This is a genomic window from Streptomyces sp. NBC_01334, assembly GCF_035983595.1.
Taxonomy (GTDB): Bacteria; Actinomycetota; Actinomycetes; order Streptomycetales; family Streptomycetaceae; genus Streptomyces; species Streptomyces coriariae.
In genome coordinates this window covers 5,308,948-5,321,644 of the sequence record NZ_CP130718.1, presented here as the reverse complement: position 1 = coordinate 5,321,644, position 12,697 = coordinate 5,308,948, and the positions used below count along the sequence as shown (strand labels likewise).

The following is a 12,697-nucleotide window of genomic DNA, read 5'->3' as shown; positions in this document are numbered from 1 at the left end:
ATCGCCGACGCCGTGACCCGGCGCCAGAACGAACGCCGTGCCGAAACCGAGTTCATGGCCGCCCTCGTCGCCCCGCAGCGCGCCCGCCGCCGTACGGAGCGGAGTGATCTGACATGCCATGTGCCTGCAAGCGAGGGGCCCAGGCCCGGTACGAGGGCGTCGTCACCACCGACGGCAAGGAGAAGGTGGTGTCCTCCTCGGGCAGTAGGGCAACCGCCGAGACCGTCGGCAAGCGTTACGCCGGGAGCATCATCCGCGAAGTCCCCTCGCGGGGGACAGGCGAGAAGGGCGCGCGGTGAAACCGCGCCTGCAACGTAACAAGGCCCCCCGGCCGCAGCTGGAGGGCCTCGCTGCGTTCCAGAACTCAGCCGAGCATCAGCCCTTTCTCCCGGGTGCCGCGCAGCACTACCGTGGAGGCTGAGGCAGCGCCGACCGCCTGAGCGACGGCACTTACCTGATCTGCGGGGAGTACCGAGGCCAAGACGATCACGAGCGCGCCGACAAGGATGAGCTTGAGACGAGGCTTGCGGTGGAGGGGGTGGCGGGGGCCATCATGGGTTGAGGGCGTCAGCACTACTTGCCGTCCTATCTGCCGCAAGAGCGGCGGTCCGGCCACCAGGCATCCAGATGCTTGCCGGCTAAGGCGCCTGGTGGCCGACGAGTTGACGTAGCCAGTTTCACGACTTCCTTGAAGCCCCGTAAGGGGGTCGAGACAATGAGTCACATCGTGAACTCAACAGGCGACATCAATTAAGGGGACTATGCCTCGCCGCGCCACCCCGCTCAATCCGGAAGACGGTCCACTCGCCCGATTCGCGTTGGCTTTACGGCAGTTACAGGATGAAGCTGGCTTTGATGCACCGTCCGTGCAAGTCATTGCCGCCAAGACCGGTATCCCGCGGGCCACGCTGCACCACGCCATGCGCGGGTCACGCATGCCCTCCCTTCCCGTGCTTGCAGCGCTGGTGCGCGCTTGGGGCGGCGACGAGGCAGAGTGGGTCAAGTTCCGCAGCAGGGTCGAGGACGAACGTGAACGCGCTCGGCTCGAACTGATCGAGGAGCTCGGCCAGCTGAGGCCGCCGCGCGACGACTACCCCGACTACGACGACTGGCCTACATCCGGGGAGAATTCAGGCCTCGGGCCTTTGCCGTCTCGCAATGAGATGGTTCGCATCCTGGTCCGCCGGTTGGCGGACCTTGACCACCCCAGATACATCAAGATCCTCGACGAGGGGACCCTTGAGGAGTACGTGCGCTCGGGACACCACGGGGCCCCCGACCTTCCGCACCTGCGCGAGAGAGACAAGGCAGACCGTCGAGCGCAGCTGGCGAGGCAGGCAGCGTCCGAGGAAGCAGAGGACATCGCGAACGCGGCGACGGAATGGGCCGCACTGCGATACCGCGCAGGAAATCCAACAATCCGAACGATCTCAAAGGACGCCCAACTGCCGTACTCCACCGTGAGCAAAATGCTGCGCGGCCTGGTGGACCCCGTCGCCGAGCCTGCGGCCACAGAGTCAGTCTTCAACGCGTTGCGGTCACTGACCGTCCACGACCGTGCTTCTCTCGATGGGACACATACGTCGCACGAGTAGTCGGCTGGGGGGCAACGATCAGTCCGCTCACCAAGCCAGCGAGCTGCTATCTCCACAGACGACCGTGGTTTTGGGCCGGGTCTCCAAGATCGATCCTTTGGAGACTCGGCCCCCTGGAAGAGTTCTCGCTTCCCGAGGACATCATCGCCCTCAACGACGAAGAGCTGGACGCCCTCCTCGACGGTGCGATCACCACTTTCGACGCGATGTCGCGCAGCAGCACCGTCACCACCGACGACCTCGTCCGACTCCGCGAGCTGGCCACCGGTGTCGAGAACATCCGCGCCGAGAGGGCAGAGCAGATCGCAGCCGCGCAGCAGGCCGCCGCCAAAACAGGCCCTCGCCGCCACTATGCGCGGCAACGACCCCTAGCAGGCCGCGACCACAGACGACCGAGCCGGCCCCCGTCGAGGCCGAGCCCGCCGGACCCCGCCCGGGTCAGCCACCGGACCCGCCACCCGGGTCTGTCCGCGGGCGGGCCACCGAAGGCCCCGCCCGGGTCAGCGCAGTTCCTCCGCCAGCACCCGCGCCGCCCGCTCCACGTCCGCGAACCCGACGTACAGCGGGGTGAAGCCGAAACGCAGGACGTCCGGGCGGCGGAAGTCACCGACGACTCCGCGCCCGATCAGCCGTTCCATGACCTCGCCTGCGTCCTCGCAGCGCAGCGCCACCTGGCTGCCGCGCTCCTCGTGACGGACCGGAGTCAGCGACTCGACCCGCCCCTCGGGGACGTACGCGGCGACGCATTCCAGGAAGAAGTCCGTCAGGGCCAACGACTTCGCCCGCACCGCCTCGACCGAGACGCCGTCCCAGACCTCGAGCGCCGCCTCCAGGGCCAGCATCGACAGGATGTCCGGGGTGCCGACCCGCCCGCGCGGGGCACCTGCCGCCGGCTCGTACGTCTCCCGCATACCGAAGGGCTCGGCGTGCGAGTTCCAACCGGGCAGCGGTGAGTCGAACCGGTCCTGGAGACCACGGCGGACGTACAGGTACGCAGGTGAACCCGGTCCACCGTTCAGGTACTTGTAGGTGCAGCCGACCGCGAGGTCGACGCCGTGCTCGTCGAGACCGACGGGCAGGGCGCCCGCGCTGTGGCACAGGTCCCAGACGGCGATCGCGCCGACCGCGTGCACGGCGGCGGTGAGCGAGGGGAGGTCGTGCAGCCGCCCGGTGCGGTAGTCGACATGGTTGAGCAGCACGGCGGCGGTGCGCTCCGACAGCGCCGCCGGCACCTCGCCCGGTGTCACCGCACGCAGGGTGCGGCCGGTGAGACGGGCCGCGGACTCGGCGATGTAGCCGTCCGTGGGGAAGGTCGTCGCGTCGACGAGGATCTCGTCCCGGGCGCCGTCCACCAGGCGTACCGCTCCCACGAGTGCCTTGAAGACGTTGACACTCGTCGAGTCGCCGACCACGATCTGGCCGGCCGCCGCGCCCACCAGCGGGGCGATCAGGTCGCCGATCCGCTCGGGCGCCGTCCACCAGCCGCTCTCGTCCCAGGAGCGGATCTTCAGCGCGCCCCACTGGCGGCGTACGACGTCCTCCACGTGCCCGGGGACGGAGCGCGGCAGCGCGCCCAGCGAGTTGCCGTCGAGGTAGACGCCGTCGTCGAGGAGGAACTGGGCGCGCTTGCCCGCCAGTTCGTCGCCGCCGTCCAACTCCTTCGCCCTGGAGGCGAGCTGCTCGAAGCCGGGGCGCTCAGACATGGGACCTGGCCGTCCACAGCTCGGGGAACACGTTCTTCTGCGCGCGCTTCTCCAGCCAGGCCACGCCGGCCGAGCCGCCCGTGCCGGCCTTCGCGCCCATCGCGCGGCGGGTGGCGACGAGGTGGTCGTTGCGCCAGCGCCACACCAGCTCGGCGACGTCCGTCAGGGCCTCGCCGAGGCGCGCGATCTCGTCACCCTCGTCGCCCGCGTACACGGCCGTCCAGACCGCCTCGACCTCCGTCGAGGGCTCGTACCGGCGCGAGATGTCACGCTTCAGGACGGCCGCCGGGATCGCGTGACCGCGCCGGGCCAGCAGCCGCAGCACCTCGTCGTACAGGCTCGGCTCGTGCAGCGCCTTCTCCAGCTCCGCGTGGACGCGGGGCGCGCCGCGGTGCGGGACCAGCATGGACGCGGACTTCTCACCGAGCAGGAACTCCATGCGGCGGTACATCGCCGACTGGAAGCCGGAGCCCTCGCCGAGCGCGGAGCGGTACGAGTTGAACTGCGCCGGGGTCAGCTGCCCGAGCGGCCGCCAGGACGCGTTCAGCGCGTCCAGCTCGCGGACGGACCGCTTCAGCGCGTCGATCGCCACCGGCACCCGGTCCTGGCGGAGCGCCTGCGCGGCGGTCTCCCACTCGTGCACGATGACCGTGAACCACAGCTCCATGACCTGGGTGGTGACCAGGAAGACCATCTCTCCGGGATCGTCGGAGAGGGTGTGCTGGAGGTGGGTGAGCACGTCCGCCTTGACGTAGTCCTCGTACGGCGTCGTGCCGGCGAAGTCGAGATGCGGGGTCTCGGGCTCCGAAGCCTCTTGGGGCTGAGCCTGCTGGGACATCGCTGTCTCCTGTTGTGTACTCCGGGTAGCGGTCCGCCCCTGCCGTTACCGACACGGGGGCCCCGGTCCCCACCGGCACATACTGCGCAATGCTCTCCCGAAAACGCAAGGCCCGCCTGGTCACACCAGGCGGGCCCGGGAAGAACACGCAGGTGAAGGGCTATCCCAGGGTCTGGGCCGCGGTCGGCGAGGAGTCCTTCAGGAACTGCGAGCAGCGCTCCCACTCCGCCTGCTCGCCGATCGCCTGCGCGGCGCGGGCGAGGCCGTGCAGGGCACGCAGGAAGCCGCGGTTCGGCTCGTGCTCCCACGGCACCGGGCCGTGGCCCTTCCAGCCGTTGCGGCGCAGGCTGTCCAGGCCGCGGTGGTACCCCGTACGGGCGTACGCGTACGACTCCACCACGCTGCCCCGCTCGAACGCGTCGTCGGCGAGCTGGGCCCAGGCCAGCGAGGACGTCGGGTACTTCGCGGCGACGTCGGCGGGCGCCGTGCCGTTCGCGAGGAGCTCGCGCGGCTCGGGGTCGTCGGGGAGGTGGGTCGGGGGCGGTCCCCCGAGGAGGTTTTCGTGAATGGACATGCGTCCAGTCTGCGCCATCCGCGGGCCCTCGGCCCCGGCCCGCCGGGGAAACCCGGACAGCCGTCGCGCCCGGGACCCGGCTAGGACAGCCGTCCCTTCGTCCGCTCCCCCTCGAGAGGCGGCGCCAGCACGCTCCCGTGCGTCCTGCACTCCGGCCTGCGGCAGTCCGGGGCCGGGCGGCGCACCGTCGTGAAGGCGACCGCCGCGCCCACCACCAGCACCCCCGCGCACAGCACCATGGCCCGCCGGAACGCGTCGTCGAAGGCGGTGGCCGAGCGGTACGCCTCCGAGCTCATCCCGGTCAGCAGGGGCAGCGCGGCCACCGCGACGAGACCGGCCGCGCGGGCCGCCGCGTTGTTGACGCCGCTGGCCACCCCGGCCCGTGAGACGTCCACGGACGCCAGCACGGTCGCGGTGAGCGGGGCGACCAGCGCGACCATGCCGAAGCCCAGCACCAGTACGGCGGGCAGGACGTCGGCGGCGTAGGACGCGCCGGGCCCGACACGCAGCATCAGGAGCATCCCGGCGGCGCACAGCAGCGGGCCGACGGTGAGCGGGATCCGCGGCCCGATGTGCTCGGCCAGTTCGCCGGAGCGGGCGGACAGCAGCAGCATCAGCACCGTCGTCGGCAACAGCGCCGTACCGGCCCCGAGGGCGGACCAGCCGACCACGACCTGGAGCTGGACCGCGGACAGGAAGAAGAACCCGCCGAAGGCCGCGTACACGCACAGGGTGACCAGGTTGACGGCCGTGAACTGGCGGGACGCGAAGATGTCGAGCGGCAGCATCGGGTCCGGGTGGCGGCGCTCCACCGCCACGAAGGCGAACCCGGCGACCAGTCCCGCGACCGCCGCCCCCGTGACGACCCCTACGGGTCCGCTCCGGGCCTCGATCAGCGCGTAGGTGACGAGGGCGAGCGCCAGCGCGCCCAGGAAGGCGCCCAGCACGTCGAAGTGCCCGTGCCGACGCCCTGCCCCACCCCCGGTCACGCCTTCGGCCGCGCTCCCCGCGGCACTCCCGGTCGCGCCGGAGCGGACGGGCCGCCCGTCCGACTCCGGTACGTGCCGCAGCGCCACCGGCACGCACACCACCGCCAGCGGCACGTTCAGCAGGAACACCCACCGCCAGCCCGGACCGTCCACCAGCCAGCCGCCCAGGAACGGCCCCACGGCCGCCCCCATGCCTCCGAACCCGGACCACAGGCCCACCGCCCGCCCCCGGTCCTCGGGGTGGAAGGAGGCCTGGATGAGCGCGAGGGAACCCGGCGTGAGGAGCGCGCCGCCGACCCCCTGCAACGCCCGGGCGGCGACCAGCACGCCCGCGTTCGGGGCGATGCCGCACAGCAGCGAGGCGACGGCGAACCACACCACCCCGACCACGAACACCTTGCGCCGCCCGTAGTGGTCGCCCAGGGAGCCGCCGAGCAGGATCAGCCCGGCCAGCGTCAGGAGATACGCGTTGACGGTCCACTGGAGGGCCGCCAGGTCGGCGTCCAGGTCGCGTCCGATGCGCGGGAGCGCGACGTTGACGACCGTCGAGTCCAGCAGGGCCATGCTGGATCCGAGCACGGTGGTGAGCAGGATCCACTTGCCCTGCGGTGAGGCCAACCGGACGTCAGGCATGCCCCCAGGTATACAGCGAGCCCGGCGCCGTAGACAGACGCCGGGCTCACCCGTACCCGTGGTACCTCCGGAGCACCTCCAGGAGTCCGGAGGTGCCTTCCGGGACTACTTGATCTTCTGGCCCGCCGAACGCAGGTGCTGCGTGGCCTCCAGGACCCGCGCGGCCATGCCCGCCTCGGCCAGCTTGCCCCAGGTCCGCGGGTCGTAGGTCTTCTTGGAGCCGACCTCGCCGTCGACCTTCAGGACGCCGTCGTAGTTGCGGAACATGTGGTCGGCGACGGGACGCGTGAAGGCGTACTGCGTGTCCGTGTCGATGTTCATCTTGACGACGCCGTTCTCCAGCGCGGTCGCGATCTCCTCCGGGCTGGAGCCGGAGCCGCCGTGGAAGACGAAGTCGAACGGCTGGGAGCCGGCCGGCTTGCCGTACTTCGCGGCGATGCCCTCGTTCAGCTCCTTGAGCAGGTCGGGGCGGAGCACGACGTTGCCCGGCTTGTACACGCCGTGGACGTTGCCGAAGGACGCGGCCAGCAGGTAGCGGCCCTTGTCGCCCAGACCCAGCGCCTCGACGGTGCGCACCGCGTCGTCGACCGTCGTGTACAGCGAGTCGTTGATCTCGTGCGAGACGCCGTCCTCCTCGCCGCCCGTCGGGGTGATCTCCACCTCGAGGATGATCTTCGCGGCGGCGGTGCGGGCGAGCAGTTCCTGCGCGACGGTGAGGTTGTCGGCGAGGGTCTCGGCCGAGCCGTCCCACATGTGGGACTGGAAGAGCGGGTTGCGGCCGGCCTTCACGCGCTCCTCGGAGATCGCGAGCAGCGGACGGACGAACCCGTCGAGCTTGTCCTTCGGGCAGTGGTCCGTGTGCAGCGCGATGGTGACCGGGTACTTCTCGGCGACGATGTGCGCGAACTCGGCGAGGGCCAGCGCGCCCGTCACCATGTCCTTGCTGTACTGGCCGCCCGCGAACTCGGCGCCACCCGTCGTGATCTGGACGATGCCGTCGCTCTCCGCCTCCGCGAAGCCGCGCAGTGCCGCGTGCAGGGTCTGGCTCGAGGTCACGTTGATGGCCGGGTAGGCGAACTTGCCTGCCTTCGCCCGGTCGAGCATCTCGTTGTAGACCTCGGGGGTTGCGATGGGCATCTGTCCGCTCCTTGGTATCTGCGGGTTGGCGATCTGTCGATCTGCGTACTACGGCCCTGACCTAGACCTGGGGTGCGACGTCATCGTCGGCCCCATCTTTCCAGACCTGGGCGAATGGTCCATGCCTGGTCCACGCCCCGGTCAAGTGCAGGTCAATACGGCCCGTCAGTCCAGACCCAGTTCATCCTTCGAGAAGGCGAACAGGTACGGCACACCGGCGCCCTCACGGATCTTCTCGTCGGCGCCGGTCGCCCGGTCCACGATCGTCGCCACGGCCACGACCTCGGCGCCCGCCTCGCGGACGGCCTCCACCGCGGCGAGCGGCGAGCCGCCGGTGGTCGAGGTGTCCTCGACCACCAGGACGCGTCGGCCCTTGATCTCCGGGCCCTCGACCCGCCGCTGGAGCCCGTGCGCCTTCGCCGCCTTGCGGACGACGAAGGCGTCCAGCTTCTTTCCGCGCGCGGCGGCCGCGTGCAGCATGGCGCCGGCCACCGGGTCGGCGCCCATGGTCAGACCGCCCACCGCGTCGAAGTCGAGCTCGGCGGTCAGGTCGAGCAGCACCTGACCGACCAGCGGAGCGGCCTCCCCGTCGAGGGTGATGCGGCGGAGGTCGATGTAGTAGTCCGCCTCCAGACCCGACGACAGGGTCACCTTGCCGTGCACCACGGCCTTGTCCTTGATCTGCTGCAGCAGCGCGCCACGTACGTCCGTCATGCCGCCCAGCTTAAAGGCGAAGCCAGAAGGCCGAACTCAGAGCCGGGTCCACTGCCAGGTGGTGGTGGCCTCCAGCGGATCCAGGGGCGTGACCAGGCGCGGAAGCGTGTTCAGGCCGTCGGGCGGGCCGGTCTGCGGCTCCACGCACACGGCCGCCTCCTGCTCGTCGTAGACGACGACCCACTCCTCGGGGCTGGTCATCTTCAGCTCCAGGCGGCCCGGCCAGGTGAGGCCGACGGCGACACCGCCGGGCATGCCGAAGCAGTCGTCCCAGGGGCCGGGCTTCGGCTCGATCCGGTTGCCGGTCGGCAGATGGTCGTCGCCGCGCTCCTCCTGCCACGCCGCGTCGAACGAGACCCGCACGTCCTGGTCGTCCGGGCCGCCGAGGTTGCGGTTGAACCAGGGGTGCCAGCCGATCTGCGCCGGGAAGGACGAGCCGTGCGTCTCCACGGCCATGGCGAGGGTCAGGGTGTCCTCGGTCAGCGTGACCACCTGGGTGACCCGGCCGGGGTAGGGCCAGGGCTCCACCAGGTCGTACGTCAGGACGGCCTCGTCGGCGGTCCGCCGCGCCACCTTCCAGGCACCGTCGCGGACGGTGCCGTGGATGGCGTTGGGCGCGGCGTTGAGCGGCATCTGGCGGACGGTTCCGCCGTCCCGGAAACGGCCGTCGCGGATCCTGCCGCACCAGGGGACCATCGGGAAGCACCCGAAGCGCTCTCCCTGGCGCAGCAGTTCGAGGCCGCCGACGCGCAGCCCACCGACCCGGCCGCCGTTGCCCGGATGCACGGTCACCTCCGCGTCGCCCGCGGTCAGCGTGATGTCTTCGTCACTCACGGGACGACCCTACTGGGGCGGTCGGACCGGTGCGGTGGCGGACCGGTCCGAGACGCGGGGCGGGGCACCGGGCCGCGCTGTCGACCCGCGTGGACGTGTCGGTCCTCAGCCGCGCCGGCGCAGCGCCCTGCCCACCACGATCGCCGACGCCACGACCAGCGCGGCCGCCGGAGCGGCCCACCGCAGCGTGCTGTTCGGTACGACGGTCTGCGGGGCCGGGACCGGCGCGTAGCGCCCGCGCGGCGGGGCGTGGTCCACCTCCTCGGCGCTGCGTCCGATCATCGTCCGGCGCGCGTGCGCGGCCTCGGCGGGCGGCTCTCCGGGTCCCGCGAGGTCCTCGAGCCCGGCGGGCGACACCTCCGCCTCGAAGACGGTCCCGGGGACCGGTGATTCGTCGACGTCATCTATGTCATCGACGTCATCGTCCGCGTCGACGTGATCGGCGGCGTCGTCCACGGCCTTCACATCCACGGCTTCCGCCGCCTTCGCCGTTTCCGCCGTTTCCGCGGCCAGGTTCGCCGCGAAGCGGTTGAGCAGCCGGGTGACCGCCGAGTCCACCGCCTCCGACGGCAGCTCCGCGATCCGGCCGTCCGCCGACGCCGTCCCCTCGAAGCGGAGTGTCGTGCCCGCTTCCGCCTCCCGCAGCCACAGCGTGAGGATCGGTTTCACCACCCCGCTGCCGCGCACCTCGGTCGCGTCGCCCTCCAGGGCGTACGCGCCGTCCTCGCGCGGGGAGACCCGCAGGGCACCCCGGTAGGTGATGGTGTGGCCGCCGACCCGCACCTTCAGCCGTCCCGCGACGGGCTCGGTGCCCGCGTCCTGCTGGAGCCCGGGGACCGCCCGGGCCACCTGCGCCGGATCTGCGAGAGCCGCCCTCAACCGCTCGGCCGGAACCGGAACGAACACCTCTTGCTCCATGACATCGGAGCCTACCCAGCAGGTACCGGAAAGCACCCGGCGAAACCGGGATTCGGCTCCGCCGGGCCCCGGCCGGTGATACGCACCCGGCGCCGGGTCAGTACCGCGGATGCACCAGCGTCGAGGGCCGCAGCCCCGTCACCCGGGTCGCCTCCGCCGCCCGCGCGTCCGCCGTCAGCTCCGCCTGGGTCAGGGTGCGCGGGGGCTGCTCGTGCCGGTCGAGTCGCAGCGGCGGGCGGGTGTCGGCGGTGGCCAGGACGAAGCCCCAGTCGCGGGGGGCCCGGGAGCCGCCGGCGGTGTCGGGGTCCGCGGTGCGGCCGGCGTCGCGGCCGTCCACGCGGTAGGGGGCGGTGTGCAGGCCCGCCGCGCGCATCGTCGCCTCGACCGTCCAGAACGCGCGCGGCCGGCCGGCGACCGGGCCGGCGTGCACGACGAGGCGGCCGCCCGGGGCGAGGGCGCGGCGGGCGAGGCCGTAGAACTCCTGGGAGTAGAGCTTCGTGCTCGCCGTCATGCCGGGGTCGGGCAGATCCGCGACGACCACGTCGTACGTCGCCGGAGGGGCCCCGCGCAGCCACTGGAAGGCCTCCCCCGTGGCGACGTGGACGCGCGGGTCGCCGTAGACGTGGTCGTTGAGGCGGGACAGGCCCGGGTCGGTGCGGGCCAGCCTGACCAGGCCGGGATCGAGCGCGACGACGTCGGCGCGGCGCACACCGGGGTGGCCGAGGACCTCGCGGGCGGCCAGGCCGTCGCCACCTCCGAGGATCAGCACGCGCGCGTGGGGGCCGCTCATCGCGGGCTGGACCAGGGCCTCGTGATACCGCCGCTCGTCGTGGCCGGCGAAGCGGAGCCGGCCGTCCAGGTAGAGGTCGAGGGGCCGGCCGTCGGTGCCGCCGGTGAGGACGATCTCCTGGACGCCGGTCCGCACCGCCACGCGCACGTCGTCGCCGTACACCGCCTGCCGGGCCGCCCGTTCGAAGTCGTCGACGAGGACGGCGGCGGAGGCGAGGACGCCGAGGACGGTGATGTTGGCGACGAGCAGCAGACAGCGGGCCCGGCAGGTGAGGTCGCGCCGGAAGAGGCCCAGGACCAGGGCGGCCCCGGCCACGACGTTGACCCCGCCGGTCAGCAGGGAGCTGGTCAGCTGGCCCAGGAAGGGCAGCAGCAGGAACGGGAAGGCGAGGCCGCCCACCAGCGCGCCCACGTAGTCCGCGGCGAACAGGTCGGCCACCGCGCCGCCCGCGTCCTGGCGGCGGATGCGCTGGATGAGCTCCATGAGGAGGGGCACCTCGGCGCCGATGAGCACACCGATGGCGAGGGAGAACGCGACGAGGAGCACGCGGGGGCCGTGGGCCCACACGCCGCCCCAGTCGCCGGTCCAGGCGAACACCGCGTAGAGCGCCATGGCACTGCACCCGCCGACCAGCGCGAGGGTCGTCTCCAGGGCGCCGAAGCCGGCCGCGGCGAACCGGCGCAGCCGTTTGGCGGCGAGGGAGCCGATGCCCATCGCGAAGACCATGACGGACAGCACGACGGAGGCCTGGGTGACGGAGTCGCCCATCAAGTAGGAGGCGAGTGCGACGAGTTCCAGTTCGTACACGAGACCGCAGGCCGCGCAGACGAAGACGCACGCGAGGACCAGGAACCGCCCGGTGGCCGGCCGGACGGGGAGCCGCGCGGGCCCCGGCGGGGGCGGCTCCCGGTCCGGTCGGACACCGGGCGGGGCCGGTGCGTGCGGTTCGATCACGACTGCGACGTTACGTCACGGCCTGGTTGCCCTTCGTCACCCACACGTGTGGAATCCGAGGTCGTCGGCGCAGCGGACGTTTGAGCCGTCGGCGCCTCAGGCTCCTTGGGCGGAGGCGCTCACGGACTGGCCGGGATCGCCCGACCGGACCCGGACACCCACCCTCGTCCTGGTCGCCACCAGCTGCCCGTCCTGCGGGTAGGCGTGCCAGGTGCGCCAGTGCACCTGGCCGTCGCTGCGGTGGGCGAGCAGGGCGGTGAAGGCGTGCGGGCTGCCGGGGAAGACGCCGGCGAGGCCGTGCGGGTGCTCGGAGACGAGGGCCAGGAGTTCCTGGGCGCGGCCCGCGAACTGGCCGGGCGAGAGCTCCTCGACGCGCGCCGCGAACTCGTACTCCCAGTCGCCGACCCGCTTGGCGACGCCCAGCGGGAGCGGGGTGCTGCTGCCGGGAAGGCAGGCCACCGTCTCGGAACAACTGCCCTGCTCCTCCTCCAGCAGCACCTGATGCGATGCGCCGAGCAGTCTCAGCTGCAACCTGGCAGCGGACAGTTCGAGGTCGAGTGTGGCGAGGGCGGGCAGCGGCTCTCGCCCCAGGGCCCAGGCGAGATCGGCCGCGCGCGTGTCGGTGTAGGAGGTGTTCAGGGTCGTGAGCATGGATCGGCTCCGCGGAGACGCAAAGAAAGGAGGGGGCAGGTCGGCGCACCCCGGTCGAAGCCGGGAGAACGGCCCCGGTCGGCCCGGTCCGGAAGGTCGTCCGTACGGGACGTCCGAAGGGGTCCGAGGGGCTGCGTTGGTCGTCTAGAGGGAATCATGAACTGCGGTGGCTCCACAGCGTTTTTACCCAACTTCGTGGGGTTTCCATCCCTCGGGGGGTCCACAGCTCAATTGTTCAACTTTGGCGTACCCCGGGCGGCCCAGGTGTGCATCCGCGCGCCCCACATGAAAGCGGCGACCGCGGGTAGACAATGCGGCCGCCCTGACCGTGCGACCGCGGAGCCCGTGGTCGGGTCGGGCCCCGCGG

Annotated in this window: 12 protein-coding genes; 2 read left to right on the top strand and 10 right to left on the bottom strand. The window is 71.8% G+C overall.

The annotated features are described in order from the left end of the window. The first annotated feature begins 113 nt into the window (after nt 1-113). Both OG736_RS23880 and OG736_RS23875 read left to right on the top strand, forming a co-directional pair. Nucleotides 114-299, top strand: coding sequence for a hypothetical protein (locus OG736_RS23880; RefSeq protein WP_327184252.1), 186 nt, complete (start codon nt 114-116; stop codon nt 297-299). A gap of 462 nt (nt 300-761) precedes the next feature. Beyond that, nucleotides 762-1,595, top strand: coding sequence for a helix-turn-helix domain-containing protein (locus tag OG736_RS23875; RefSeq protein WP_327184251.1), 834 nt, complete (start codon nt 762-764; stop codon nt 1,593-1,595). Nucleotides 1,596-2,095: 500 nt separating this feature from the next. Here OG736_RS23875 and kynU read toward each other — a convergent pair whose 3' ends face one another. The 10 genes from kynU to OG736_RS23825 all read right to left on the bottom strand — a co-directional run bounded on the left by kynU (nt 2,096) and on the right by OG736_RS23825 (nt 12,330). Then, on the bottom strand, nt 2,096-3,298 hold the full coding sequence (gene kynU, locus OG736_RS23870; RefSeq protein WP_327184250.1) for a kynureninase: 1,203 nt from the start codon (nt 3,296-3,298) through the stop codon (nt 2,096-2,098). Then, entirely contained in the window at nt 3,291-4,136 is an 846-nt protein-coding gene (locus OG736_RS23865; protein ID WP_327184249.1) for a tryptophan 2,3-dioxygenase family protein, read from the bottom strand. Before OG736_RS23865 ends, kynU begins: the two co-directional genes overlap by 8 nt. Nucleotides 4,137-4,296: 160 nt before the next feature. Beyond that, nucleotides 4,297-4,710, bottom strand: coding sequence for a DUF3151 domain-containing protein (locus OG736_RS23860; RefSeq protein ID WP_020129192.1), 414 nt, complete (start codon nt 4,708-4,710; stop codon nt 4,297-4,299). A gap of 80 nt (nt 4,711-4,790) precedes the next feature. Continuing rightward, complete coding sequence (locus tag OG736_RS23855; RefSeq protein WP_327184248.1) at nt 4,791-6,332, bottom strand: MFS transporter; 1,542 nt, start codon at nt 6,330-6,332, stop codon at nt 4,791-4,793. Nucleotides 6,333-6,437: 105 nt separating this feature from the next. Continuing rightward, nucleotides 6,438-7,469, bottom strand: coding sequence for a class II fructose-bisphosphate aldolase (gene fbaA, locus OG736_RS23850; RefSeq protein WP_020129190.1), 1,032 nt, complete (start codon nt 7,467-7,469; stop codon nt 6,438-6,440). A 165-nt stretch (nt 7,470-7,634) separates the two neighbouring features. Then, nucleotides 7,635-8,183 (bottom strand): orotate phosphoribosyltransferase, encoded by a 549-nt coding sequence (gene pyrE, locus OG736_RS23845; protein WP_020129189.1) that lies wholly within the window; start codon nt 8,181-8,183, stop codon nt 7,635-7,637. A gap of 36 nt (nt 8,184-8,219) precedes the next feature. Then, nucleotides 8,220-9,017, bottom strand: a complete 798-nt coding sequence (locus OG736_RS23840; RefSeq protein ID WP_327184247.1) for an aldose epimerase family protein — start codon at nt 9,015-9,017, stop codon at nt 8,220-8,222. Between the two features lie 105 nt (nt 9,018-9,122). Continuing rightward, nucleotides 9,123-9,935 (bottom strand): SRPBCC domain-containing protein, encoded by an 813-nt coding sequence (locus tag OG736_RS23835; protein ID WP_327184246.1) that lies wholly within the window; start codon nt 9,933-9,935, stop codon nt 9,123-9,125. A gap of 97 nt (nt 9,936-10,032) precedes the next feature. Next, on the bottom strand, nt 10,033-11,679 hold the full coding sequence (locus OG736_RS23830) for a polyamine aminopropyltransferase (protein WP_327184245.1): 1,647 nt from the start codon (nt 11,677-11,679) through the stop codon (nt 10,033-10,035). Nucleotides 11,680-11,775: 96 nt separating this feature from the next. Beyond that, nucleotides 11,776-12,330 carry a DUF2617 family protein gene (locus tag OG736_RS23825; RefSeq protein ID WP_327184244.1) on the bottom strand — a complete coding sequence of 185 codons (555 nt, stop codon included), beginning with the start codon at nt 12,328-12,330 and terminating at the stop codon, nt 11,776-11,778. Nucleotides 12,331-12,697: the final 367 nt, after the last annotated feature.